Genomic DNA, 25893 nt, shown 5'->3' with positions numbered 1-25893 from the left:
GGCCGGCCGCCCCGCGCGCCGTGGCCGCCCCGCACCGGGGCGGCCACGGCCGGCGTCAGCGGGCGACCTCCGCCAGGGCCTCCAGCCGGCCCGTCAGGTAGCGCTCCCGGCACAGGCCGCGCTGGACCTTGCCGGAGGAGGTGCGCGGGATCGTGCCCTTCTCCAGGGCCACCACCTTGTCGGGGGCGTGGCCGAGGTGTTCGCGCAGCCGCTTCATCACCTGCGCGGCCACCTCCTCGTGGTTCTCCACGCCCTTCGCGGACTCGAAGGCCACGATCATGCGCTCGGTGTCCGGCACGGCGAAGGCAGCGCACACGGGACGTACGCCCTCGACCTTGGCGGCCACGTGCTCGTAGTCCTCGGGGTACAGGTTGCGGCCGGAGACGATGATCATGTCCTTGATCCGGCCGCAGACGACGACGCCGCCGTCCTCGGTGCGGTAGCCGAGGTCACCGGTGTGCAGCCAGCCGTCGCGCAGGACGGCAGCGGTCGCCTCCGGGTCCTGCCAGTAACCCTGCATCAGCGAGGGGCTGTTCACGCATATCTCGCCGACCTGCCGCTCGCCCTGCGGCTTGCCGTCCGCGTCCCTGATCTCGACGCGGACGCCGGGTACCGGCGGCCCGCAGACCGCCAGCGCGCGGGCGTCCGGGGCGTCGGCGGGCACCGGACGGGCGACACCGCCCGCCTGCAGGCCGTCGCGGGAGACGTGGTCCCAGACCAGCGGCCGGGTCGCCTCCCCCATGGCGACGGCCAGCGTCGCCTCGGCCATCCCGTACATCGGCGTCATCGCCCGGGACCTGAGCCCGTAGACCGCGCCGGCCTCGGCGAACTGCTCCAGCGTGCCGGCGCGGATCGGCTCGGCGCCGTCCCCGCACACCTCCAGCCTGGACAGGTCGAGGTCGCGCGGGCGCAGCCGCATGCCCTGGGCGGCCAGGCCGTAGGCGAAGTTCGGGGCGACCGTGCTGGTGGCCTTGAACCGGGACAGCGCGTCCACCCAGGAGTCGGGGCGGGCCAGGAAGTCCTCCGGAGGCTGCAGGACGAGCTTGATCCGGTAGGCCATGCCGGAGAGGACGGAGATCAGGCCCATGTCGTGGTAGAGCGGCAGCCAGCTCACGTGCACGCTGCGGTCCCGCTCCAGCTCCAGCCGCTCGCAGCACACGGCGGCGTTGGTGAGCATCTGCCGGTGGGTGAGCGCGACCGCGCGGGGCAGACCGGTGGTGCCCGAGGTGAACTGCAGGTACGCGAGGTCGTCGGGCCGGGTCTCGACGGGCCCGCTGATCTCCTCGCGCTCCGCGGCCAGGTCGCCGCAGGTCAGCACGGGACGATCGCCGGTGATCCGGCCGGTCACGAAGTCGCCGAAGGCGTCGGCCACCACGACGCAGCGCGCGTCCACGTGGTCGAGCCGGCGGTTGACCTCGGCGACGAACTCCGGCAGGTCCGACAGCCGGTGCGGCAGGGGCAGGATGACGGGCACGGCGCCCGCCCGCCAGGCGCCGAACAGGCTGAGCAGGAAGCCGGGCGAGGTCGAGGAGACGATCGCGACGCGGTCGCCCCTGTTCACGCCCGCCCTGACCAGCCCGCCGGCCACCCGGCGCGCTCCGGCGGCGAGCAGCGCGTAGGGCAGCGGGGTCTGGTCGAGCTGCCGGTTCACGACGGTGATGCCCCGCGGGGTGGCGGCGGCGAGCTCCAGCACCTCGGGCACGGTCACCGCGCCGAACATGTCCTCGGGACGCGGGTGGTCCATGGTCTTCTCTTCCCCGTTCATCCGGCGCTCCGCGCCAGCGTGTGCAGTTCGTCGATGAAGCGGTCGGCCAGGGCCCGGACGGTCGCTTCCGTGTGCAGGTTGGTGCTGTAGGTCCACACCAGGCGCAGGGTGCCGTCCGAGGCCATCGCCATCAGGTCGAGGGTCCGGGTGCGGTGCCCGAGGTCGCTGCGGTGGTGGCCGAAGGAGTCCACGACGGGACGGGCGTCACCGGTGAAGTACTCGCTGACGTCGCCCCAGTAGTTGAAGCCGATCTCCGGGACGGGGACCTGGGCCATCCGGGCCCGTACGGCGGGATCGGGGTGCAGGTGGCGCAGGAGGCCGTATCCGACGCCCTGGTGGGGCATCTCCCGGATCCGGTCGCGTACGTCGGCGAGCTCGCCGGGGCGCAGGACCAGCGGGGACAGCGTGGAGAAGCGGGCGACGGTGCGGGAGATGTCCAGCGGGCCGAAGGCGGTCTGCCTGCCGTGCCCCTCGATCTCGACGACCAGTTCCGGCTGCCCGGTCCATGCGGTGACGGCCCGGGCCAGTGCGGTGAGCAGCACCTCGCGGATCTCCACCCCGAGCCGCCGCGGCAGCCCGGTCACCACGGCGGCTGCCGTCTCGCCGGTCACCTCCGTGAAGTGGCGGACCGCGGAGGCCTGCGTGTTGGGGCCGAGGCGGTGGTCGACGGGCAGCGGGGGCGGCGAGAGGTCGGCGAGCCGGCTCCAGTACGGCAGTTCCGCCTCGACCTGCTCGCTCGCGGCGTGCGCGCGCAGCTGCTCGGCGGCCTGCGGCAGCGGGGCCGTCTTGGGCGGCAGTTGCGGTTCGTCACCCCGCTCGACGGCGAAGTAGGCCGTGCGCAGGTCCTCGTAGAAGACGCGTGAGGAGTAGTAGTCCATGACCAGCCAGTGGGCGCTGACCAGCAGCCTGGGCCTGCGGTGCGGGCCCAGGTCGAACTGGGTGAGCTGGACGGTCATGCCGTCGGCCAGGTCGAGGGCGCTGTTGCGGAGCGCGACGTGCCGGGCGATCTCCGCCTCCACGTCGGCGTCGGCGACGTGGCCGAGGTCGACCTCCGTGACCCGGGAGCCGTCCGGCGTGCGCATGGCGGGCAGTTCGGCGTAGGGGCCGCGCTCGTCGCTGCGGAAGCGCGCGCGCAGTCCGTCGTGGTGGGCGAGCACGGTGGCCAGCGCCCGGAGCAGCGCGCCGGGTTCCAGCCGCCGGTCGAGTTCGAAGACGGGCCACATGCCGTTCCAGTGGTCGGCGGCGGCGAAGTCCTGCTCGAAGAACCAGAGCTGGCTGGGCGACAGGCCGGCGCGCCCGGTGATCTCCGACTGGTCGGCCAGGGCCGTGGGCCGGTCGGTGGCGCACCCGGCCTGTTCGGCGATGGTCGGACGGGCGAAGAAGTCGGCGAGCGTGAGGTGCAGTCCCTGTTCGGCAGCCTTGGCGACGGCGCGCACGCCGAGGAGGGAGTCCCCGCCGAGCGCGTAGAAGTTGTCGTGGCGGCCGATCCGCTCCACGGGGAGCACGGACGCCCAGGCGCGGGCCAGCGCCTCCTCGACGGGGGTGGCGGGCGGCTCGTCGCCCGGCGCGACGGCCTCCGGTACCGGCAGGGCCCGCCGGTCGAGCTTTCCGTTGGCGCCCGTCGGCAGCCGGTCCAGGGTCATGACGACGGCGGGGACCATGTACGAGGGCAGCTTGGCGGCGAGGTGGTCGCGCAGCTCGTCCTGGGCGAAGTCGGCTCCGCTCTCGGGCACGGCGTAGGCGATCAGCCGCTTGCCGTCCTGGGCCACCACGACCGCGGTGCGGACGCCGGGGTGTCCGCCGAGTACGGCCTCGATCTCGCCCAGCTCGATGCGGTGACCGCCGATCTTGACCTGGAAGTCGTCCCGGCCGAGGAGTTCGAGGGTGCCGTCGGCCAGGTAGCGGCCGAGGTCGCCGGTCCGGTAGAGCCGCTCCCCGGTGGCCGGGTGGACGATGAACTGCGCGGCGGTGCGCTCGGGGTCGCCCCAGTATCCGCGGGCCACGCCCACGCCGCCGATGTGGAGGTCGCCGGTGACGTGGTCCGGCTTGTCGGTGAGGTCCGCGTCGAGGACGTGGAAGGTCTGGTTGCGCAGCGGGGTGCCGTACGGGATGCTGCGCCACTCGGGGTCGATGCCCTCGATCGGGTGCCAGATCGACCAGATCGCGGCCTCGGTCGCGCCGCCCAGGCTGATCAGTTCGGGGGCTCCGGAGGAGACGGCCCGGACCCGCCCGGGCAGGCTCAGCGGGATCCAGTCGCCGCTGAGCAGCGCCGTCCGCAGCGATCGCGGGAAGGCCGCGCCCTGCTGCTCGCAGTGTTCCACCAGCAGTTCGAGCAGCGGCGGGACGGTGTTCCACAGCGTCACCCGGTGCTCGTCCGCGAGGGCCGCCCAGCGGCCGGGGTCGCGGGACTCGCCGGGCGCGGGCAGGACCAGCGCCCCGCCCGCCCCGAGCACGCCGAAGACGTCGTACACGGACAGGTCGAAGCTCAGCGAGGAGAGCCCGAGGACCCGGTCCTCGCGGCCCACGGCGAAGCGGGTGCTGATGTCGTCGACCGTGTTCACCGCGGCGCGGTGGCTGATCATCACGCCCTTGGGGCGGCCGGTCGAGCCCGAGGTGAAGATGACGTAGGCGAGGTCGTCGGGGCCGGTGGCCGCGGCCGGGACCGGGACCGGTTCGTCCGCCGCGTCACGTCCCGGCTCCCGCTCCACGGTCAGGCCGGTGACGCCCTGCGGGACGTAGGCGCCGGGCTGGGTGACCGCCACTCTCACCCCGCCCGCCTCCAGCAGCTGGTCGACGCGCTCGCGCGGCAGGCCCGCGTCCACGGGCAGGTAGGCCGCGCCGGCGCGGAGCACGCCCAGGACGGCGGGGACCTGCTCCCAGCCCTTGTGCATGAGGACGGCGACCAGGGTGTTCGGCGCCGCGCCCAGCTCGCGCAGCCGGTGGGCGATCCCGTCGGCGCGGCGGTCGAGTTCCCCGTAGGTGAGGGTGGCGTCGGCGCTGATCACGGCCGGCGCGTCGGGGTGTGCGGCGGCCTGCCGGCCGATCGCGGCGTGCAGGAGTTCGCCGGGCTGCGGACCCGTGGTGTCGTTCACGGACCTGCGGACGGCGAGCTGCCGCTCCGGCAGGCCGACCGGTGCGGGCCGCTCCTGCTCCGCGATGCGCCCGACCAGGTCGACGTAGGCGGTGAACATGTCGTCGAGCACGCCCTCGGGGAAAACCTCCTCGACGGCGTCCCAGCTGATCAGCAGGTCGCTGCCGCGGGCCACGACCTGGTTGTCCAGGTAGACCTGCGGGGTCTGGGAGACGGCGTATCCGGTCTCGAAGACCATGCCTTCGAGCGCGCCGAGGCTGTCCTGCTCGCGCAGCAGGCTGGTGAAGACGACGGGCATCCGCGCCTGGGTGCCGTCCCCTCGGCGGGCCAGCTCGCGCTGCACCTCGACACCGCTGAAGCGGGCGTGGGCGAGGTCGCGGCGCAGCTGTTCCTGGATCCGGGTCGCGGCCGTGGCCAGGTCCGGTGCGCCGCCGAGGTCGCACTCCAGCAGGATCGTGCTGGTGAAGTCGCCGATCAGCCGGTCGATGTCGGCGTGCCAGCGCGGCCGGTCGGCGAGGGTCAGGTTGAGGGTGAACCGGGACGAGCGGCTCCAGGTGCGCAGCACCTGTGCGTACGCGGCGCACAGCAGCACCGACGGCGTGACGCCCAGGGCGTTCGCGCGGTCGCGGACCTGCCGCCACACCCGGCCGGGCAGCCTGCGCTCGCGGCGTACGAAGGCGGGGGCCTGGGCGTGGGCGACGGCCCGGACGGGCAGTTCGGGAGCCGGCGGCAGCGTGTCGACGCGGTCCAGCCAGTACGCGCGGGCCTGCTCGTGGCCGGGCTGCGTGCGGTGGGCGGCGACGCCGTCGAGGTAGTCGCGGAAGGTGGCTTCGGGGGCCGCACCGAGGGAGTCGGCGTCGAGGATCAGGCGGATCCACTCGGCCAGCAGGACCTGGATGCTGCCCGCGTCGACGAAGAGGAGGTCGACGCTGATGTGGAGGCGGAGCCGGCCGGGGTCCAGCTGGTGGGTGCGTATGTCGTACAGGGGCCAGGTGTGCGGGTCGAAGACCTGGGCGGCCATCTCCTCGCGGGTCTCTTCGAGGCGACATCGTCCGTCGGCCTCGGGGAGCCCGCTCAGGTCGCCGTGGCGGAAGCGGTAGTACGGGACCTCCCGCGCCACCTGCTGGCGGCCGTCGGGCAGCAGCGTCGCCCGCAGCATGCCGTGGCGGCCGATGAGGGTGTTGAAGGCCTCCTCGACGCGCGCGCGGTCGGCGGCGAAAAGGTCCACTTCGACGTAGAAGTGGGCGGAGCGCCCGCCGAGGTCGAAGCCCCGGCTGCCCAGCCAGTAGGCCTGCTGGACGTCGGTGAGTTCGAAGGGCTCGTGGTCGCGGCCGGGTGACGGAACCAGCTGCGGGACGGCCCCGCCGTCCGTACCATGGTTGAGCAGCGCCGAGGCGAGCGTCTCGAGCGTGCAGTGGCCGAAGAAGATCTCCAGCGGGAGGTCGGTCGTGCAGGCGGTGTCGATCGCGGACTTGAAGCGTACGGCGTCCAACGAGTCGAGGATCAAGGGCTCCTGCGGATCGACCTGGCGGTCGTAGTCACTGTTGACCCCGGCCAGCAGGTCGCGGAGCCGGGTCAGGCCCTCGTCCTGGTCGGGAATGGGCACAGCGGAGAGTTCGGACATCGGTTCCCCCGTATCGACCAGCGGGTCAGGCTGGTTCAGAGTGTTGTTGCGAACGTGTCTGCGCGTCGGCGACCCCGCGCAGGTACTTGTAGATACCACCGTTTCGGGCGATCCAGGCGGTGAGCCGCGGGGACAGGGCGCTGACCACGTCCGCGACCTTCTCCATGACGGGAGCCACGGTGATCTCCACCTTGTCCTCCCTGATGCACTTCAGGACCGCCCGCGCGACCTCGTCGGGTCCGACCCGGCCGAGCAGCGGCGGGCGCCGTCCCGCCTGCCAGCCGGCGGAGATGCCGACGTCGGAGATCAGCGTCGGGTACACCGCCGACACCCCCACCCCGGTCCCCCGCAGTTCCTCGCGCAGGGACCAGGTGAAGCCGACCAGACCGTGCTTGGCCGAGGAGTTGATCGTGGCGTACGGATAGGCCGTGCGCCCGCCCACGGACCCGATGTTGACCACGTGCCCTCGTCCGGCCCGGAGCATGTCCGGCAGCACCAGCCGGGTCATGGCCTCGGCGCCGAACAGGTTCACCAGCAGGACCTGCCGGATGCTCTCGACCGAGGCGTCCTGGAACCGGGTGATGTGCTCGATCCCGGCATTGTTGACCAGGATCCCGGCCGGCCCCAGTTCACGGCGGACCGTTTCCACGATCCGCCGCTGCGCGCCTTCGTCGGAAACGTCCGCGGGCACCACGAGCGGCTCGGGACCGAGACGGCCGATCTTTTCCGCGGTGGCCCGGAGCCCTTCCTCGGACCTGGCGACGAGTGCCAATTGAACACCCGCCCGGGCCAATTCCGCGGCGATGTGCGGGCCGACACCGCGCGACGCCCCTGTGACGATTCCCACAACATTGTTCAATTCGCGCACGGACGTCGTCCTTTGCCGAGAGGGACAGATTTCAGCGGGTCGGCTGCAGAGCAGCGCGCCTGCCGGAGAGCACCTGGATCAGCACCGCGACGCAGCACAGCAGCGCCCCGGTCAGCGCCACGGCGGCGATGCCGACGTGGTCGAGCACCGCGCCCCCGACGACCCCGGACAGGCCGATGCCCAGGTAGAGGGCGGAGGCGTTGAGCGCGAGCAGCAGACCGCCGGCGTCCGGGGAGAGTTCGAGCAGCCGGCGCTGGACCGGCGGGTTGAAGCCCCAGCTCGACACCCCCCACACGAACAGCAGCACCGCCGCGATCGCCGTGCTGTGCACCGCGGACAGCGCGGACAGGGCGATGACACTGCCGGACACGGCCACCAGCAGCGGCATCCGGTAGCCGTACCGGTCGGCCGCGAACCCGCCGAGCACGTTGCCGATGGCGCCGCCGAGCCCGTAGCCGAAGAGCAGCAGGCTCAGTCCGGTGCCGTGCGCCCCGACGGTCTCGGCCAGCACCGGAGCCGCGTACGTGTACACGGTGAACACCCCGAGGCTGGCCGCGAGGGTGATCCCGAGGACGGTGACGACCCGGCTGTCCGAGGCGACAGCGACCCGTTGGCGCAGGGTCACCCGGGCGGGCGCCGCGACCTCGGGCACGGCCACCGCCACGGCCACCGCGGAGAGCGCGCAGAACGCCGCGACGAGCCAGAAGACCCCCCGGTATCCGAGCGGGCCGACGAGCAGCGTCCCGGCCGGCACGCCGACGATGGTGGCGGTCACCAGCCCGCCGAAGACCCAGGCCGCCGCGCGGGCCCGGCGCTCCGGGCCGCTCAGCTCGGCGGCGACCGCGGTGGCGGCCGGCGTGAACACCGCGGCACCCACGGCCGTGACGATCCGGGCGGCCGTCAGGACGGCGAAGTTCGGCGCCAGCGCGGCGAGCGCGTTGCCCGCCGCGGCCACCAGCAGGGCCGCGATGATCAGCGGTCGGCGGCGCCACCCGCCCAGGGCCACGGCCAGCAGCGGGGAGCCGATGGCGTAGGCCACCGCGAAGGAGGTGGTCAGCAGTCCCGCCGTGGACAGTGAGACGGACAGCTCCTCGCTCAGCTGCGGCAGCACACCGGTGACGACGTAGCCGCTCGTCCCCACTGCGAACGCTCCGAGCGCGAGCGTAGAGATCTTGCGCAACACGAAATGAACCCCCTGCCCCCGGCCGGTCAGTGCCGAACGTGATCATGGCACGGGTCTCGAAGGCCGCGCGAACCGGAGTCCGTTCCACACTCCCACAACAGAAGTTGCAGGCCAACAGAGGTTTTGCGCCATGATCACATCACCGGACGCGGACATGACCGACCCGCCCGCCGCGGGGACCTCCCCGCTGCGGACGGATCGCACGCTCGGCCGGTGCGGCCGGATCACTCCCCGTCGGAGGCCGGCGGATTCGCAGATGTCACGCCCAACTGACGCGCCTTCTCGATGTCGGCGGCGGAGGGCTTGACCCGGGTGAACTCGTCGTGGCCGAGGAAGGTCGACTTCCACTGGTCGGCGGGCGTCGTGCCGTAGCTCAGCAGCCACTGGGTGACGATCCGCTCCTGGCCGCCGCCGACGTACTGGCCGCTCCAGGTGGCGACGGAGTGGGCGTTGCGGTGGGCGTTGCGGTAGGCGACGGTCCATCCGACGGCGGTCCCGGTGCCGTCGGCGGGCTCGCTGTCGTAGCGGCCCGTCATGACGTAGCGCTTCTCGGCGTTGCCGACCGCGGACTCGTAGGTCCCGACGAATCCGCCGTCCGCGGCCCGCGTCACGACCATGACCGAGCCGAGCTGGTTGTACCAGGTGCCCAGGATGCCCGGGCGGGACTCCGTCGCGGAACCGGTCTCCGCGGCGTCCGCGGACACGGTCCCCCGGGTGTCCGCCGAAGCGCTCGCGGATACGGTGACGAAGGTCAGGGACAGGGCGCACAGTGCGACTAAGGCTTGGCGTACACGTGTCACGGAAGATTCCCCCTGTGAGGGCCGAAGGGCCCGCCGGTCGCCCGTGATGGTGGAAGGCCACGGGCGCTTTCGGGGAAAAGCGTAGTGTCGTGACCGGCGGTAAGCCGGGGTCCGTCCCGCGAATTGTCGGAGTTCATGCGGAGACTCGGCGTGATGTGTTCGCCCGCCGGCCTCCGGGGGAATTCCGGAGGCCGGCGGTCCGCCGGTTCTCAGCGGTCGCGGACCGCGACGATGCCGTTGAAGACGCCGACGTACGCGGTGCCGTCGGGGCCGAGCGTGATGGGCGCCCAGTTGTTGTCGTAGAGCGGGCCGGTGCCGGTCAGCTGCCGCCAGCGTCGCTCACCGGTACGGAAGTCCACGGCCGTGAGGTACCAGCCGTCGATCCCCCAGGCGTTGGGCTCCTTCTCGTAGAAGTAGATCAGCCCGTTCGCGGTGGAGAGCTTCGGGACCACGGACGGCGCGCGGACGGCGCTCTGCCACACCGTGTCGCAGCCGCTGCCGTCGGCGCGGACGTCGATGCGGGCCACGCCGCCCACGACGGACCTGCCCAGCAGGAGGCTGGTGGGGTTCTCGTAGCCGTAGTTGTTCTCGACGACGATGCTGTTGCCCCACGTGATCAGCGAGTTGTCGGTGGTCGACGCGCCGGAGCCGAAGACGGGCACCTTGCAGACGAGCCTGCGGTCCGCGGCGACGTCCGCGCCCCGCCGGTAGACGAGGACGTTCATCCGGTCGTCGGCGTTGTCGGTGATGGCGACGTAGCCGTCGCCGAAGAGGTCCGGGGTCGTGCCCGAACCCTGGTTGACCGATCCGGGCTTGGTGCCGGTGCCGCGGTCGTAGGTCTGGCGCCACTGCACCTCGGGGGTGCCGTCGGCGTCGGCCCGGAAGCTGTAGAGGGCGTGGTCGGAGACGATGGAGACGCCGTCCTCGGCGACCGAGAAGGAGTTCTGGATCTCCTCGCCCTCCAGCCGGACGGACCGGATCCGCGAGGTGGCCGGGTCCACGGTGCCGACCCGGCCCTGGCGGGTCACCCACCAGATCCGGCCGTCCCAGTCGGGCATCACGGAGGTGACGGGGTCACAGGTGCCGCTGGGCCGCAGGTTGGTCCAGGTCACGCAGTCGTGCGGGACCCGGCCCGTGAGGTCCCAGTCGTTTTCGACGGTGAACTTCCAGCTGCCGTCAGGGTTCTGGGAGTGGGCCAGGCGCAGGACGTGCTGGCGGGAGTCGGCGAGCACGGCCCGGTCCTGGTCGTCCAGGTAGAAGTAGGCGCCGCCGGAGGTGTCCTTGAAGATCTTCGCGAAGTCGAGCGAGGTGATCGCCTCGACGGTCGAGGAGCGCTGCGGGAGCTGGTACTCCGCGAGCGTGGCGAGCGTACGCGGCTGGAGCAGCTTGACCTTGAAGCCCGAGAAGGTGCCGCACACCGTGACCAGCCGCCCGCCCGAGTCGAAGGTGGCGGTGGCGCATTCCCCGCCGAGGGCCGCGATCTTCTCGCTGGTCACCTGGGGGTCCCTGCCGAGCGGTCCGGACCAGGGGGAGGTGGCGCTGCCGGCGGCGTCGGAGTGCATGCCGCTGCGGCCGTTGGGCGCGAGGTACGGGTGCTGCGGCGGTGCCTCGCCCGGCAGCGGGGCGGCGGCCGCGGGGCCGCCCTCGTAGTGGGTGATCAGCCGGTGGCCGGGGGCCTTGGGTATCTCCTCGGCCTGGGCCGGGGAGCCGCCGTGGAGCACCGTGAAGGCGGCCACGACGGGCACTACGGCGCAGTTCAGCGCTCTTCGGAACATCCGGACTTCCTCCGTGTCACATCAGCCTGTTGACATTGCGTCTGACATCGCGCCGCCGCCAGACGCTAGATCGCAGTGCCGGAGGAGTCCATGCATGCGCCGGATGATTCACGAAGGCGCAACAGTCGATCAAGGATTGAGGCTGGAGACCACGTTCGCGGTGGCCGTCAGGCCGTCGTGGATGGTCGCGGCCATGCTGCTGCTCGCGAGGCAGAAGCCGAGCAGGACGCAGACGAGGGCGTGCGAGAACTTCAGCCCGCCGCTGCGCAGGAAGATCCAGGCGAGGATGAGGAGCAGGACGACCACGGAGAGGGAAAGCACCATCGAGACCTCCTGAGTCACCGTCATGGTGGCGCAGAGCGGGGTGCTTCCGGGCGAACGACGTGTCCGCCGTACGGGTGTTGACCGTCCGTGACGGGCGTCAGTCCTTGACGATCTCGTTCCAGTGGGTGGTGCGCCCGCACCAGCGCCCCAGCAGCACCGGGTCGTGGCCCACCGCGAGGAGCCCGGCGCCGGTCCGGTCGCGGTAGTCCTCGACGACCGCGACCAGGGCGGCCGTGGTGGAGGCGTCCAGCATGGCGGTCATCTCGTCGCAGACCAGCCAGCGCGGCCTCAGCGCCAAGGCCCGTGCCAGGCACGCGCGTTGCAGCTGGCCGTCGCTGACTTCGTGGGGGCGGCGGGAGAGCAGGTCCGCGCCGAGGCCCACCCGCTCCGCCAACTCGCCCACCCGCGCAGCCGCTTCCGTACGCCGCCCGGTCGCCCGGAGCGGTTCCGCGACGAGGTCGCGCAGCCGCAGGCGGGGGTCGGCGGCGAGCCTCGGCTGCTGGAAGACGACGCCGACCGCGGTGCGCAGGGAGCGCGGGGCCCGGTGGGAGAAGCCGGTCACGGCGTGGCCGTCGAGGGTCACGGTTCCGCGCTCGGGCCGGTGCAGCAGGGCCACGACCCGGGCCAGGGTGGACTTGCCGCAGCCGCTCGGCCCGAGCAGGCCGAGGGACTCCCCCGGGCGCAGGGTGAGGTGCGCGCCCCGGACCACCGGGGCGCGGCGGTCGTAGCCGGCGGTGATGTCCTTGAGCTCAAGCATGGTGGCAGGCCACCCCTCCGGTGAGCGCGGGCCGCCGGGTGCGGCAGAGCTGGTCGGCGGCGGCGCAGCGGGCGGCGAAGGCGCAGCCGGGCGGCAGTGCGCCGAGCTCGGGCGGCGCCCCGGGAACGGGAGCGAAGGCGCGTTCGGGGAGGGCGTCGAGGAGGCCCCGGGCGTAGGGATGGCGGGGCCCGGGGCTGCCGAAGAAGGCGGCGGCGGGGGTGATTTCGACGATCCGTCCCGCGTACATGACGGCGACGGTGTCGGCGATCCGCTCGGCCGCGGCCAGGTCGTGCGTGATCATCAGCAGCGCCCGGCCGTCGGCGCGGGTGTGGGCGCGCAGCTCGTCGACGGTGCGCAGGACGAGGTCGCGGTCGAGACCGGTGGTCGGTTCGTCGGCCAGGAGCAGGGGGGCGTCGCCCACGAGGGCGAGGGCGGTGGCAGCGCGCTGGGCGAGGCCGCCGGAGAGTTCGTGGGGGTGGCGGTCGAGGTGGGATGCGGGGAAGGCGGCGCGCTCGGCGGCCGCCTCCGCCGCCGCGCGCAGGGCGGGCGGCCGGGTTCCGGTCAGCTCCCGCACCGTCTCCTCCAGCTGGGAGCGGATGGTGCGCACCGGGGTGAGGTGCGCGGCGGGGCTCTGCGGGACCAGGCCGACGCGCCGGCCCCGTACGGTCCGGGCGAGGGTGCGCTCGTCGGCGGCGAGCAGGTCGAGGCCGTCGGCGAGCCGGGCCGAGCCGGCGGTCTCGGCATTGCCGGGGAGCAGGCCGAGGAGGGCGGAGGCGAGCACGGACTTGCCGCAGCCGCTCTCGCCGACGAGGGCGAGGCTCTCGCCGGGGGCCAGGGCGAAGGTGGCGCCGGTGACGGCCTCCACGTACCGTCCCGCGGGCATGCGGAAGCGGACGGAGAGCTCCTCGACGCTGAGCACGGGCGGAGGGGTCGCCGGCGGGGTCACAGGGTCAGCTCCGAACGGCGGCGCGGGTTGCGGCGTTCGCGCCAGGCGCCCGCGAGGCCGGCGACGGCCAGGGTCGGGACGATCAGGAGCCGGCCGGGGAAGAGGGTGGGCCACCAGTGCCCGGCGAGCAGCGAGCCGCGCCCGCCCTGGACGAGGCCGCCCAGGCTCGCCTGGTGGGCGGGCAGTCCGAGGCCGAGGAAGGACAGGGCGGACTCGTGCCACATCGCGTGCGGGATCATCAGCACGGCGGCGAGGCCCGCCTGCGGGAGGATGCCGGGCACCAGGTGCCGTACGGCGACCCGCCACCGCGAGGCTCCGCCGGAGACGGCAGCGTCGATGTACGGCCGGCCGCGCAGGGACAGGACCTCCGCGCGGACGATCCGGGCCGTCGAGAGCCAGTGGGTGGCCGCCACCGAGGCGACGACGGGCCAGACTCCCGGCCGGAACACCGCGACGACGAAGACGCCCAGGAGCAGGTGGGGGACGGAGGAGAGGGTGTCCACCGCGCGCATCGCCAGCCGGTCGGTCCGGCCGCCGAGCGCGCCGGCGGCCGCGCCCACCGCGGTGCCGATCACGGTGGCGGCCAGTGCGGCCACCAGGCCGACGAGCAGGGAGACCCGCAGTCCGTAGACGCACCGCAGCAGCAGGTCGCGTCCGACGTCGTCGGTACCGAAGGGGTGCGCCCACGAGGGGGGTTGCAGCTTCGCCGCCAGGTCGACGGCCTGCTGGTCCAGCTGTGCCAGCGGCGGCACGATCAGTACGGCCGACACGACGACCGCCAGGACGGCGGCGGAGGTGCGGACCCGCAGGGCGCGGGTGGAGCGCCGGGCGCGGCCCTGCGGGCGCCAGATCGTCTCAGCCATCGAAGCCCACCCTCGGGTCGGCCAGCCCGTACAGCAGGTCGGAGAGCAGGTTCCCGGCGAGTACGGCCGCGGTGGCCAGCACCGTCAGGGCGGCCAGCAGCGGGAAGTCGACCGCGGTGGCCGCCTGTACGGTCGCCGCGGCGATGCCCGGCCAGCTGAAGACGGTCTCCACCAGCAGGGCGCCGGTGATCAGTTCGGGTACCCGGGAGCCGATCAGCGTCAGCATCGGCAGCATGCCGGAGCGCAGGGCGTGGCCGAGCAGGACCCGGCGCTCGGCCAGACCCCGCGCGCGGGCCCCTCGTACGGGGTCCTCACCCAGTGCGTCGGCCACGCCCTGGCGGACGTACAGGTAGAACCAGGGCAGTTGGGAGACGCCCAGCACCAGCGCGGGGAGCACCAGGTGGGAGGCGACCTGCGCGGCGGTGACCGTGTCGCTGCCGGCGTCGGTGAGGCCGCCCGAGGGCAGTGCGCCGAGCCGTACCGAGAAGAACCAGATGGCGAGCAGTGCCAGCCAGAAGGCCGGGGCGGCCTCCAGGGTGTAGGCGAGCGCGGACACGGCACGGTCCGGCGGACCGCCCGGCCGGCGCGCGGCCAGTACGCCGAGCGCGGTGCCCGCGAGTACCGCGATCGTGAAGGCGCAGGCGGCGAGGAGCGTCGACCAGCCGAGGCGCTCCGCGATGACGTCGGTCACGGGCTGGCGCATGACGGCGGAGGTGCCGAGGTCGCCGGTGAGTGCCGAGGTCAGCCAGTCCCACCAGCGGGCGACCAGGGGCTGGTCGGCGCCGAGGTTGATCCGCAGCTGGTCGAGTTCGGCCTGCGAGGCGGTGAGTCCGGCGGTGCCGGCGTAGGCCTTGACGGGGTCGAAGGGGGACAGCGCGGCGAGGGCGAAGACGCCGAAGGTGACGGCGAGCAGGACGGGGGCGGCGGACAGGGTCCGCCGCCCCGCCATGCGCGCCATCGGCCTCCAGGGGAGGCGGACGGAGCGGGTGGTCACTGCGCGCGGCTCACTTCTGCTCGGGCTTCCAGTTCTCGACGTTCCACCAGGGGCCGGCGCCGAGGCCGTGGTCGTGCGGCTCCACCTGGGTGCCGAGCCCGTCCCACCGGTCGTTCACGACGTAGAGGTGGTCGATGTGGGTGAGGAAGACGTAGCCCGGGTTCTCGGCGAGCCGGCGCTGCACCGTGTCGTAGGCGGCCTTGCGGACCGCCGGGTCGGCGCTGCGGCGTCCTTCGGCGAGGGCCGCGTCCACGGCCGGATCGTCGTACCGGGCCATGTTGTTGAAGCCGTCGCCGCCGAGCGAGGAGGTGAGCAGCAGGTACTGGTCGAAGTCCGGGTCGGCCGGTGAGCCGCCGCCCGCGAGGACGGCCTCGGTCTTCATCCGGGGTTCGATGACCTCCCAGGTCCCGGCCTCGGCCTTGACCTCGATGCCGGCCTTCTTGGCGTCGGAGGCGAAGGCGAGGGCGTGGTCCTGGCGGATCTTGTCGCCGGAGGTGTACCAGAGCGGGAAGGAGGCGCGGACCCCGTCCTTGGCGCGGATGCCGTCCTCGCCGGTCTTCCAGCCGGCGTCGTCGAGGATCCTGCGCGCCCGGTCGAGGTCGTGGCGGCGCTCGGTGCCGGCGGTGAACCACGGGCTGTCGGTCGGCACCGGGCCGAAGGCGGGTTTGCCCGCGCCCTCTAGCAGCTTGTCGACCATGGCCGTACGGTCCACGGCGATGTCGAGTGCCTGCCGGACGGCGAGGTCGCCGGTGACCTTGTGGTGCGTCGGGAGGGTCACGTTGCGGTAGTCGAAGGTCTTGGCGGCGTAGGTGCGGCGCGTGGTGTCCTTCGCGAAGCCCTCGGCCAGGTTCGGCGGGAGGACGGCGCCGTCGAGTTCGCCGGAGCGCAGCCGGGTGGCGCGTACGTCGTCGTCCTTGATCACGGCCATGGTGAACTTCCGGACGGCGGGCTCGCCGCCCCAGTAGCCGGGGTTGGCCTTGAAGCTGAGCTTCTCGCCCTTGGACCAGCCGACGAGCACGTAGGGGCCGGTGCCGACGGGCCGGGTGGTGAAGTCGCCGCTGTTGACGTCCTGCATGCCCGCGATGTGCTCGGGGGCGATGGGCAGCACCGTCCGCTCGGCGAAGGGCGCGTAGGGGTACTTGAGGGTGAAGACGACGGTGTCCTCGCCCTTCGCCTCGACGGTCTCGATCGCGTCCAGTTCCGTCTTGGAGGCGTTGTTCGTCCGGGCGTCGAGGATCGTGCGGTAGGTGAAGACGACGTCCTTGGCGGAGAAGGGCGCCCCGTCGCTGAACTTCACGCCGGGGCGCAGCTTGAAGGAGTAGGTGCGCCCGTCCGCGGAGACCTCCGGGAGGGCCTCGGCCAGGGCGGGTTTCAGCTTCATGTCCGCGTCGTGCGTGAGCAGACCGTCGAAGATCTTGGAGTTGCCGTCCTTGCCGTAGCCCAGCAGCGGGCTGAGGCTCTCCGGCTCGGTCGCGATGCCGACCACGACCGAGTCCGCGCCGGCGGCGGCGCCGGCCCCGGCTCCGGCTCCGGGGGTGGAGCAGGCCGCCACGCCCGTGATGAGTGCGGCGGCCACCGTCGCCCTGGCCGCTCCCCGTACTGTCCGGGCCGTCATGCTCTGCACATCCCTGTTCGCGTTCATCTGTTATTGCAAAGAGCTGGCAATAATGCCAGAAGTGATCAGAAGTCGACGAATCAGGTCACATCGCCGGTCGCCGACGCACAGGTCTTGTCGCCCTCCCGCCTTCCGTGCCATATATGTCTAGACCTTTACGGAAGCCGAGGAAGGCACCCCGTGCGACGCAGCGCCCCCACGCTCGCCCTCTTCCTGACCCTCGCCGGGCTCGCCGGCCTCCCGGGCCTCACCGCGTGCACCGCGCCCGACACCGAGCCGCCGCCCGCCCCCACCGGGCTCACCGCCCAGGCCGGCAGCGCCACGTCCGTCCACGTCATGTGGGACGCGGCGGCGGACCGGGCCGGGGTGACGCGCTATCAGGTCTTCGAGGGTGGGCGGCCGGTACGGGAACTCCCGGCCGAGAAGACCATGGTGGACATCACCGGCCTCGCCCCGCAGACCGGCTACTCCTTCACGGTGCGGGCCGAGGACGCGGCCGGGAACCTCTCCGGAGCCGGACCCGCCGCGCTCGTGACCACCCCGGCGGCCAAGGCCGAGGACCGTCAGGCACCCACCGCCCCCGCCACCACCACCGGCGCCGCGACCGGCCCCCGGTCGGCCCGGTTGTCGTGGGCGCCCTCGACGGACGACACCGGCGTCACGGCGTACGACGTCTACCAGGGCGGCGTACGCATCCACACGGCAGGACCCGGCGAGAAGGAGACCGCGCTGACCGGTCTCCGGCCGGACACCGTCTACACCTTCACGGTGCGGGCCCGCGACGGCGCGGACAACTCCTCCCCTGACGGCCCGGCCGTGGACGTCACCACGCCGCCCGCCTCCGGCGACGGTCCGCCCACCGCCCCCGCCGACCTCACCGCCACCGCCTCACCGGGCGCCGTCACCCTCACCTGGAGCGCCCCGGACACCGGCCGCCCCACGGCCGAATACGAGCTGTACGTCAACGGACGGCCCACCACCGTCATCCAGTTCGGCGCCGGCGCCGTGCCCTCCGGCCGGGTGGAACACCACCTCACCGTCACCGAACCGCCCGGCACCGAATGGGCCGTGAAACTGCGGGCCAGACTCCCCGACGGCAACTGGGGGGCCTTCTCCGCGGAACGGCGGATCACCCTCGTCGCCTGAACCGGGAGGCACCGATCCCGCCCTAACGGCACGGTGGGATAAGAAGATCACGCACAATACTTCCGTGTTCGGTGAGTACTCGGTCAATGACAATCAGCCAGATTCCGTGGACGGCGTGCCCCAGCCGGGCGCCCGGACACCATCGGGAAACCTGCCGCCGGAACCGGCGAGCTTCATCGGCAGGGAGCCCGAACTGCGCCTGCTCGGACAGCTCTTGCGTGAGCGGAGGCTGATCACCCTGACCGGGGTGGGGGGCGTCGGCAAGTCCCGGCTCGCCCTGCGCGCCGTCGCCGACGCCCGCCATACCCGGGCCGACGGCGTCTGGTGGGTCGAGCTGTCGCCGCTGCGCGACCCCACCCTGCTGACCGCGACCGTCGCCCACGCCGTCGGCCTCGCCGACCACTCCCCGCGCCCGCTCGACGAGGAACTGTGCGCGTGGATGGCCGACAGGGAGCTCCTGCTCGTCCTGGACACCTGCGAGCACCTCGTCTCCGACTGCCGCCACCTGGCCGGCGAACTCCTCCAGTCGTCACCCGGGTTGACCATTCTGATCACCTCACGGGAACCGCTGCGCTGCGCCATCGAGGAAGTCGTCGAGGTCCGGCCGCTGCCCTGCGACGGACCCGACAGCGACGCCCTGGCCCTCTTCCGCGCCCGCGCCCTGGCCGCGGCCCCGCGCGCCGCCGCCGTCTTCGCCGACCCGGAGCGGGCCGCGGTCGCCGCCGAGGTCTGCCGGCGCCTGGACGGCATCCCCCTCGCCCTGGAACTCGCGGGCGCCCGGCTGCGGTTGTGGACGGTCGAGCAGATGGCCGAGCGGATCGGCGAGCGCTTCGAGATGCTGTCGGACGTCCGCGTGCCCCGGCCGCCCCGGCACCAGACGATGCGGACCACGATCGGCTGGAGCCACGAGCTGTGCGAGCCGCTGGAACGGCTGCTGTGGGCCCGGCTCTCCGTGTTCACCGGCGACTTCGACATCGCCGCGGCGCGCGCCGTGTGCGCGGGCGGCCCGCTGCCCGCCGCCCGGGTGGAACGCGTACTGGCCGGCCTCACCGCCAAGTCCGTGGTGCTGCGCTCCGAGGAACGGGGTGCCGGCGCCCGCTACCGGCTGCTGGACACGATCCGCGAGTACGGGCACGACTGGCTGGGCGAGCTCGGCGAGACCCAACTGGTCACCGACCGGCACGCGCACTGGTACGCGGCCCTGTCACAGGCCGCCGACCGGGGCTGGATGGGCCCGGGACAGGTCGACTGGTACCGCAGGATCACCGCCGAGCAGGCCCAGCTGCGCACCGCCCTGGAGCACCTGCTCACCGCCGACCCGACGGCGGCGCTGGAGATGGCGGGGAACCTGTGGTTCTACTGGTTCGCGTGCGGGCACGTGCACGAGGGCCGGGCCTTCCTGGAGCGGGCCCTGCGGTTCGCACCGCGCACGGAGGTCGCGTACAACCAGGCCCTGTGGTCACTGGGACTCACGATGCTGCTCCAGGGCGACATGGACGAGGCCCGGCGCATCGGCGAGCAGTGCGCGCGGGACGCGGCCCACCTGGCGGATCCCGAACGGGAGCTGCGCGCCGCCTATCTGCACGCGGCGTCGGTCCTCATGCCCGGCGACCCGGTACGGGCGCTGGAACTGTCCGGTCCGCGGGCGCGGGCCGGACACGGCGGACGGCCCACCGGGCCTGGCTGGCTCCTGTGCAAGCTGTCCACCAGCTACTCCCTGTGCGCCCTGGGGCGCTTCGAGGAGGCGACCGAGGAGGCGCGGTCACTGCGGGAGGCCTGCGCGGAGCTGGGCGAGCGGTGGATGCGGGCCTACGCGGACTACATCCTGGCGGTGGCCGCGCTGGGCATGGGCGACCACGGGGAGGCAGCACGCCACGTACGGGCCATGCTGTCCGGGAAGCGGCTCCTCGGCGACCGCCTGGGCATCGCGCTGGGCCTGGACCTGCTGGCCACGGCGGTGGCCGGGCTGGGCGACGGCGAGCTGGCGGCGCGCCTGCTGGGTACCGGGCACGCGTGGTGGCGGACCGTGGGTCGGCCGCAGATGGGCTCGCCCTCCCTGACGGCCATGCGGGACCAGGGCGAACGGCAGGCGCGGGCGGCGATCGGGGACGCGGCCTTCGAGGCGGCGTTCCGGGGCGGGGCGGCGGCGTCCACGGGCTGAGGGCGTCAGCCCGTGAACGGCGCGCTGCGTAACTTCACCGGGGCTCCCGTCAGTACGGGAGGGGTCTGCCCGACGGTGTGCGCAGGTCCAGGTCTCGGGGGGCGGGCTTGGGGACGGGCTTGCGGATCAGCTGCTGGCGCATGCTGCCTCCTCGCTCAGACCAGGGCCGGGCGGCGGGGTTCCACCGCGCGGCTGTCGGGGAGCAGTTCACCGGTGTCGTCGAAGATCACGACTCCGTTGCAGAGCAGGCTCCAGCCCTGTTCGGGGCGGGAGACCACAATGCGGGCGGCGTCGTGGTCGGCGCTTTCGGCGGCTGGGCAGGGGGGCTGGTGGGAGCACATGGCGCACCTCCTCGCGATGTGGGGCGGGAGGGCCGGTGGTCACCCGGTCGAACCGCGATCCACGGTGGCGGCGAGTATTACTGATCGCCACCCCCGGACGGAACCCATATTCGCCGTCCAGTTCACGGTGTGTATGCCCGATTACCATGCGCTCATGCCCGTTATCCGGATCGTTCACCGTACGTCCGTACCGGCCGCCGAGGCGTGGTCGAGGCTCACCGACTGGGAGCGCCACGGCGCGCAGGTCCCCCTCACGCGGACGATCATCGAGACGGCTCCCCCGACGCACGCGGGAACGATCTTCACGGCCCGCACGGGTGTGGGCAGGATCACATTCGACGACCGGATGGAGGTCGTCCTCTGGCGCCCGCCGGCCGAGGGCGCTCCGGGACTCGTCCGGCTGGAGAAGCGCGGCCGGACGGTGACGGGCTGGGCGGAGATCGAGATCCGCCCCCTTCCCGCGGGCGGCTCGGAGGTCCACTGGCGCGAGGAACTGCGCCTGCGCGGCCTCCCCCGCGCCCTGGACCCCGCGGTGGCGGCGGCCGGCCGCCTCCTCTTCAGCCGCGCCATCGCCCGCCTGCTGAGCCGCTGAGGGCGCGGGCTAGGGTTCCGTGATCACCGCGCCGGTGATCACGAAGCGAACGAGGAGAGATCCGTGGCCACTCCGCCACCGCCACAGCAGGCTCCGGGCCCGTACGGCCCGGCCGCCGGGCCCGTCTTCACGGGCCCGCAGCAGCCGTACGGCGCGTACGCCGCCCACCCGCAGCCGGGCCGGTACGGGTGCACCCTGTGCGGCGCCTGGCCGGCCGCGCCCGCCACCGTACGGGGCCACCAGGGCATGATCGTGCTGGCCCGGTTCCTGAGCCGCCGCGGCCCGTTCTGCCGGGACTGCGGCCTCGCCACCTACCGGGGCATGTCGTCGGACACCCTGTGGCAGGGCTGGTGGAGCCCGGTGTCCCTCTTCGTCACGCCCGTGACCCTGCTCATGAACCTCGGCCCGCGGGCGGCCTTCCGCAGGCTCGCTCCCCCGGCCGGCGGATTCCGCCCGCCCCTCGACCCGGGCAAGCCCCTGTGGCGCCGCGCCCCGGCCCTGCTCTTCCTCATGCCGGTGCTGCTCGTCGTGCTGGCCGTGCAGACGCTCCTCGTGCTCGGCCTGGTGGTCGACGGCCCGGCGCAGCTGTCCGTGGGACAGTGCGTGCGCAACGAGGGCACCTGGGTGGAGCAGGACCTCGAAGTGGTGGCCTGCGACTCGTCCCGCGCCGCGTACAAGGTCACCGGGCTGCTGGACGCGCCCGGCGCACACTGCGCCCCGCTGGACTACGTCGCCGACCCGAAGTACGGCCCGGACGACTTCACCAGCGCCTGCCTGACACCACTGCGCTGAGACATGCGGCGGTCACGGTGCCCGGGGCCGTGCCGGGGCGCGGGGTCACGCCCCGTACCCCGCGCCCCCGCCGAGGCCCAGCGCCTAGCGAATCGGCATGCCGGAGATCGTGCGCGCGATCACCAGCCGCTGGATCTCGCTGGTGCCCTCGAAGATGGTGTAGATCGCGCTGTCCCGGTGCATCCGCTCGACCGGGTACTCGCGGGTGTAGCCGTTGCCTCCGAGGATCTGGACGGCCTGGGCGGTGACCTTCTTGGAGACCTCGCTCGCGAAGAGCTTGGACATCGAGCCCTCGGCCGATTCGAACGGCCGGCCCGCGACCGCCATCCACGACGCCCGCCACACCAGCAGCCGGGCCGCGTCGATCTGCGTGCGCATGTCGGCGAGCTGGAAGGCCACGCCCTGGTTGTCGATGATCGGGCGGCCGAACTGCGTACGGGTCTTCGCGTAGTCGAGCGCCACCTCGTACGCGGCGCGCGCGGTGCCCACGGCCATTGCGCCGACGGCCGGGCGGGAGGCCTCGAAGGTGGCCATGGCCGCGTTCTTGACCCGCTCGCCCCCGCCGCTGCGGGCGCGCTCGTGGGCCCGGGCGAGGCGCTCGTCCAGCTTCTCCTTGCCGCCGAGCAGGCAGTTGCCGGGGATCCGTACGTCCTCCAGGACCACCTCGGCGGTGTGCGAGGCGCGGATGCCGTGCTTCTTGAACTTCTGGCCCTGGGACAGCCCGGGCGTGCCGGGCGGCACGATGAACGAGGCGTGGCCCTTGGTGCCGAGCGCCGGGTCGACGACGGCCACGACGATGTGGACGTTGGCGATGCCGCCGTTGGTGGCCCAGGTCTTGGTGCCGTTGAGGACCCACTCGTCCTTGGCCTGGTCGTAGACGGCCCGGGTGCGCATGGACCCGACGTCCGAGCCGGCGTCCGGCTCGGAGGAGCAGAAGGCGGCGACCTTCACGTCGTCGGGAGTGCCGTACATCTGGGGGATCCAGGTGCCGATCTGCTCCTCGGTGCCGTTGGCGACGACGCCGATCGCCGCGAGGCCGGTGCCGACGATGGACAGCGCGATGCCCGCGTCGCCCCAGAAGAGCTCCTCCATCGCCATCGGGATGCCGAGTCCGGTCGGATCGAAGAACTGCTGGGCGTAGAAGTCCAGCGAGTAGATGCCGACCTTGGCGGCCTCCTGGATGACGGGCCACGGAGTCTCTTCGCGCTCGTCCCATTCGGCGGCGGCGGGTCGCATCACATCGGCCGCGAAGCCGTGGATCCAGTCCCGCACCTGCTTCTGGTCCTCGTTCAGCTCCATGGTGAACTCCGCCATGTCCCCTCCACCTGTCCGTACTCGTCACTCCGGAGGTTACTAGCGGTAACCTACGTGGGGGCCACAGTCTGTTACCGGCGAGTAAGCACTGTCAAGCACGGGCGATGCCGTCGACGGCCCTCAGGTCGTGTCCGCCGATTCGATCGCCGGGGTGCCATGGGTGTTACGTTGCGTGGGCGTCACGCACATCGCAAGGGCGGGGAGAGAACACGTCATGGAGACCACGCAGCAGACCGGCGAACCGGGAGCGGCCGAACGCCGCCGGCGGGAGCTGCTCGAAGCCGCCGACCGGGTCGTGCTCAGGGACGGCCCCAAGGCCTCCATGAACGCCATCGCGGCCGAGGCCGGCATCACCAAGCCCATCCTCTACCGGCACTTCGGGGACAAGGCGGGCCTCTACCAGGCGCTCGCCGTCCGGCACACCGACGCCCTGCTCGACTCGCTGCGGGCGGCGCTCGACGCCCCCGCCGAGCGCCGCCGGCGGGTGGAGGCGACCCTCGACACCTACCTGGCCGCCATCGAGGCCCGCCCGCAGGTGTACCGCTTCCTGATGCACCCGGCCGAGGACTCCCACACCGCCGAACGGGGCTTCGACGTCGGCCTGCACTCGGCGCCGCTGCTGCGCAGGCTCGGCGAGGAGCTGGCCCAGGTGATCAGCGAGCGGGTCGACCTCGGCCCCGGCGGAGAACAGCTGGCCCGGGTCTGGGGCCACGGCATCGTCGGCATGATGCACGCGGCCGGCGACTGGTGGCTGGGCGAACGCCCCTGCGAACGCGCGGCTCTGGTCGAGGGCCTCACCGACCTCCTCTGGGGCCGCCTCGCCACCGCCGGCAACCGCGTGGACGGCCCCGGCTTCTGACCCTTCCGGGCTGCGCCGGCCCGACCCCGGCCTCGCCGGCGTGTGCGGCGCGGGGTCCGGGGCGGAGCCCCGGGTACCCGGCTCCGCCGGGCAGGCCGCACGGGGACCGGCGCAGCCGGACGGGCAACGGGGCCGCCCCCGGGAGTGATCCGCCTAGCCGCGCGGCGCCCCGGCTCCCCAGGAGGTCTTCGCGATCGCCCGCCGCAGGCGGCGGGCCCGCATCCCCGTCACGCGGTCCGCGTACACCGTCCCGTCGAGGTGGTCGCACTCGTGCTGCAGGCAGCGCGCGAAGAAACCCGTACCGGCGATCCGCACAGGGGAACCGTCCGAGGTGACCCCCTCCACGACCGCGTGGTCGAAGCGCACCGTGCCCGCCTCCAGCCCCGGCAGGGACAGGCAGCCCTCGGGCCCGAGGAACTCGTCCCCGTCGGCCGCCACCAGACGGGGGTTGACGATGTGCCCGACGTGTCGTACGTCTTCGTCATCGGGACAGTCGTAGACGAACACCCGCTGGGCGACGCCGATCTGGTTCGCAGCCAGGCCGACGCCCTCGGCGGCGTACATCGTCGCGAACATGTCCTCGATGAGCCGGTCGAGCGCCGACCCGAATTCGGTGACCTCCGGGCAGGGCGAGTGGAGCACCGGATCACCCAGCAGGCTCATGGTGCGGACGAGGCCGGTGGTACCGGGGATGAGGCGCTGTCGCATGGCGTCAAGCCTACGACGGGCGACTATATGAGGAGATCCGCGGCGGGGCGGGGGCGCCGCGGTCAAGGCTCCGGCCGGTACTGGATAGGCTGGGGCCGACCGACGCTAGGAGGACAAGGGACGATGGCAGGCAACACGGAGCCGCTTTCGCCGCGGGCCAAGCTGGCCGTGACGGCGGGCAAGGCCGCGGCGGCGGTGTCGCGGGCCGCGGGACGCGGAAGCGGATCGGTGATCGGTGGCAAGGTCGCGCTCAGGCTCGACCCCGATCTTCTCGGCGCGCTGGCGCAACATCTCGACGTCGTCCTCGTCTCCGCGACGAACGGCAAGACCACGACGACCCGGCTGATCGCCGAGGCCCTGCGGGCCAGCGGTCCGGTCGTCTCCAACGCCCTCGGCGCCAACATGCCGGCGGGCATCACCTCGGCCCTCGCGGGCGGCTCGGACGCCAAGTACGGCGTCATCGAGGTCGACGAGAAGTACCTGGCCGGAGTGGCCCGGGACGTCACCCCGAAGGTGATCGCCCTGCTCAACCTCTCCCGCGACCAGCTGGACCGCGCCGCCGAGACCCGCATGCTCGCGGAGAAGTGGCGTGAGGGCCTCCAGGGCTCCAAGGCGGTCATCGTCGCGAACTGCGACGACCCGCTGATCGTCTGGTCCGCCTCCTCCTCCCAGAACGTGGTGTGGGTCGCGGCCGGCCAGGAGTGGAAGGACGACGCCTGGTCGTGCCCGTCCTGCGGCGGTGTCATGCAGCGCCCGGGCGACGACTGGTTCTGCGGCGAGTGCGGCTTCCGGCGCCCGACCCCGACCTGGGTGCTCTCCGGCGACCACGTGCTGGACCCGCACGGCTCGGCCTGGCCGATCCACCTCCAGCTGCCCGGCCGCGCCAACAAGGCCAACGCCGCCACCTCGGCCGCCGTGGCCGCCGTCTTCGGCGTCCCGCCGCAGGTCGCGCTGGAGCGGATGTACCAGGTGCAGGCCGTCGCCGGCCGCTACGACGTGGTCAACTTCCAGGGCCGTGAGCTGCGGCTCCTGCTCGCGAAGAACCCGGCGGGCTGGCTCGAAACGTTTTCGCTGATCGACCCGCCGCCGACCCCGGTGATCCTCTCCGTGAACGCGCGCGGCGCCGACGGAACCGACACCTCCTGGCTGTGGGACGTCGACTACCCGCGCCTGGCCGGCCACCCGATCTTCGTGATCGGCGACCGCAAGCTGGACCTCGCGGTCCGCCTGGAGGTCGCGGGCCTGGACTTCCGGGTGTGCGAGACCCTCGACGAGGCCGTGCAGCTCGCGCCGCCCGGACAGATCGAGCTGATCGCCAACTACACCGCCTTCCAGGACGTGCGCCGCCGCGTCGGCAACTAGTACCCATAAAGGA

21 protein-coding genes are annotated in these 25893 nt (G+C 72.9%); 6 read left to right on the top strand and 15 right to left on the bottom strand.

The window, feature by feature from the left end:
* Window positions 1–55: 55 nt before the first annotated feature.
* From IG86_RS0114755 to IG86_RS0114700, 12 genes are all read right to left on the bottom strand, one after another.
* The gene (locus IG86_RS0114755) at window positions 56–1765 is read right to left on the bottom strand and encodes an AMP-binding protein (protein WP_051785177.1); all 1710 of its coding nucleotides are present in this window, start codon (window positions 1763–1765) and stop codon (window positions 56–58) included.
* Window positions 1762–6480, bottom strand: coding sequence for a non-ribosomal peptide synthetase (locus IG86_RS0114750; protein WP_051785176.1), 4719 nt, complete (start codon window positions 6478–6480; stop codon window positions 1762–1764). Before IG86_RS0114750 ends, IG86_RS0114755 begins: the two co-directional genes overlap by 4 nt.
* A gap of 25 nt (window positions 6481–6505) precedes the next feature.
* Entirely contained in the window at window positions 6506–7327 is an 822-nt protein-coding gene (locus tag IG86_RS0114745; RefSeq protein ID WP_157854825.1) for an SDR family NAD(P)-dependent oxidoreductase, read from the bottom strand.
* A 52-nt stretch (window positions 7328–7379) separates the two neighbouring features.
* Window positions 7380–8528 carry an MFS transporter gene (locus IG86_RS0114740; RefSeq protein WP_216725683.1) on the bottom strand — a complete coding sequence of 383 codons (1149 nt, stop codon included), beginning with the start codon at window positions 8526–8528 and terminating at the stop codon, window positions 7380–7382.
* 227 nt (window positions 8529–8755) lie between these two features.
* Window positions 8756–9331 (bottom strand): streptavidin, encoded by a 576-nt coding sequence (locus tag IG86_RS0114735; RefSeq protein ID WP_157854824.1) that lies wholly within the window; start codon window positions 9329–9331, stop codon window positions 8756–8758.
* A gap of 209 nt (window positions 9332–9540) precedes the next feature.
* Window positions 9541–11106, bottom strand: a complete 1566-nt coding sequence (locus tag IG86_RS0114730; protein WP_030897129.1) for a hypothetical protein — start codon at window positions 11104–11106, stop codon at window positions 9541–9543.
* A 129-nt stretch (window positions 11107–11235) separates the two neighbouring features.
* Window positions 11236–11430, bottom strand: a complete 195-nt coding sequence (locus IG86_RS0114725) for a hypothetical protein (protein WP_030660483.1) — start codon at window positions 11428–11430, stop codon at window positions 11236–11238.
* 97 nt (window positions 11431–11527) lie between these two features.
* Entirely contained in the window at window positions 11528–12187 is a 660-nt protein-coding gene (locus IG86_RS0114720) for an ABC transporter ATP-binding protein (protein ID WP_030820626.1), read from the bottom strand.
* Window positions 12180–13070 (bottom strand): oligopeptide/dipeptide ABC transporter ATP-binding protein, encoded by an 891-nt coding sequence (locus tag IG86_RS0114715; protein ID WP_045937005.1) that lies wholly within the window; start codon window positions 13068–13070, stop codon window positions 12180–12182. The genes IG86_RS0114720 and IG86_RS0114715 overlap by 8 nt, the downstream gene beginning before the upstream one ends.
* A gap of 59 nt (window positions 13071–13129) precedes the next feature.
* Window positions 13130–13996, bottom strand: coding sequence for an ABC transporter permease (locus IG86_RS0114710; protein ID WP_030897127.1), 867 nt, complete (start codon window positions 13994–13996; stop codon window positions 13130–13132).
* The gene (locus IG86_RS0114705; RefSeq protein WP_030897125.1) at window positions 13989–14954 is read right to left on the bottom strand and encodes an ABC transporter permease; all 966 of its coding nucleotides are present in this window, start codon (window positions 14952–14954) and stop codon (window positions 13989–13991) included. Before IG86_RS0114705 ends, IG86_RS0114710 begins: the two co-directional genes overlap by 8 nt.
* A gap of 46 nt (window positions 14955–15000) precedes the next feature.
* Window positions 15001–16605 carry an ABC transporter substrate-binding protein gene (locus IG86_RS0114700; protein WP_030897123.1) on the bottom strand — a complete coding sequence of 535 codons (1605 nt, stop codon included), beginning with the start codon at window positions 16603–16605 and terminating at the stop codon, window positions 15001–15003.
* A 180-nt stretch (window positions 16606–16785) separates the two neighbouring features.
* Here IG86_RS0114700 and IG86_RS0114695 point away from each other — a divergent pair, with 180 nt between their 5' ends.
* Window positions 16786–17751, top strand: a complete 966-nt coding sequence (locus tag IG86_RS0114695; RefSeq protein WP_244305866.1) for a fibronectin type III domain-containing protein — start codon at window positions 16786–16788, stop codon at window positions 17749–17751.
* Window positions 17752–17857: 106 nt separating this feature from the next.
* A complete protein-coding gene (locus tag IG86_RS0114690; protein ID WP_244305863.1) occupies window positions 17858–19912 on the top strand; it encodes an ATP-binding protein in 2055 nt (684 codons plus the stop codon).
* A 155-nt stretch (window positions 19913–20067) separates the two neighbouring features.
* Here the strand turns inward: IG86_RS0114690 and IG86_RS0114685 are convergent, their stop codons facing one another.
* The gene (locus tag IG86_RS0114685; RefSeq protein WP_030820612.1) at window positions 20068–20253 is read right to left on the bottom strand and encodes a DUF5999 family protein; all 186 of its coding nucleotides are present in this window, start codon (window positions 20251–20253) and stop codon (window positions 20068–20070) included.
* Window positions 20254–20407: 154 nt separating this feature from the next.
* Between IG86_RS0114685 and IG86_RS0114680 the strand changes: the two genes are divergently transcribed.
* Together IG86_RS0114680 and IG86_RS0114675 are read left to right on the top strand one after the other, a co-directional pair.
* Window positions 20408–20845 (top strand): SRPBCC family protein, encoded by a 438-nt coding sequence (locus tag IG86_RS0114680; RefSeq protein WP_030820610.1) that lies wholly within the window; start codon window positions 20408–20410, stop codon window positions 20843–20845.
* A 63-nt stretch (window positions 20846–20908) separates the two neighbouring features.
* Window positions 20909–21637: an LppU/SCO3897 family protein gene (locus IG86_RS0114675; protein ID WP_078905901.1), complete on the top strand. Its 729-nt coding sequence runs from the start codon at window positions 20909–20911 to the stop codon at window positions 21635–21637.
* An 84-nt stretch (window positions 21638–21721) separates the two neighbouring features.
* Here IG86_RS0114675 and IG86_RS0114670 read toward each other — a convergent pair whose 3' ends face one another.
* Entirely contained in the window at window positions 21722–22951 is a 1230-nt protein-coding gene (locus IG86_RS0114670) for an acyl-CoA dehydrogenase family protein (protein ID WP_030820606.1), read from the bottom strand.
* 214 nt (window positions 22952–23165) lie between these two features.
* On the opposite strand from IG86_RS0114670, the gene IG86_RS0114665 reads away from it, so the two are divergent.
* A complete protein-coding gene (locus IG86_RS0114665) occupies window positions 23166–23810 on the top strand; it encodes a TetR/AcrR family transcriptional regulator (RefSeq protein WP_030820603.1) in 645 nt (214 codons plus the stop codon).
* Between the two features lie 153 nt (window positions 23811–23963).
* Here IG86_RS0114665 and def read toward each other — a convergent pair whose 3' ends face one another.
* A complete protein-coding gene (def, locus tag IG86_RS0114660) occupies window positions 23964–24518 on the bottom strand; it encodes a peptide deformylase (RefSeq protein ID WP_030820600.1) in 555 nt (184 codons plus the stop codon).
* Between the two features lie 123 nt (window positions 24519–24641).
* On the opposite strand from def, the gene IG86_RS0114655 reads away from it, so the two are divergent.
* On the top strand, window positions 24642–25880 hold the full coding sequence (locus tag IG86_RS0114655) for a MurT ligase domain-containing protein (RefSeq protein ID WP_030029096.1): 1239 nt from the start codon (window positions 24642–24644) through the stop codon (window positions 25878–25880).
* The last annotated feature ends 13 nt before the right edge of the window (window positions 25881–25893 follow it).

It is taken from the genome of Streptomyces virginiae (genome assembly GCF_000720455.1).
Lineage (GTDB): Bacteria > Actinomycetota > Actinomycetes > Streptomycetales > Streptomycetaceae > Streptomyces > Streptomyces virginiae.
The sequence above is the reverse complement of the archived record's forward strand: the minus strand, read 5'-3'. Positions and strand labels throughout refer to the sequence as shown.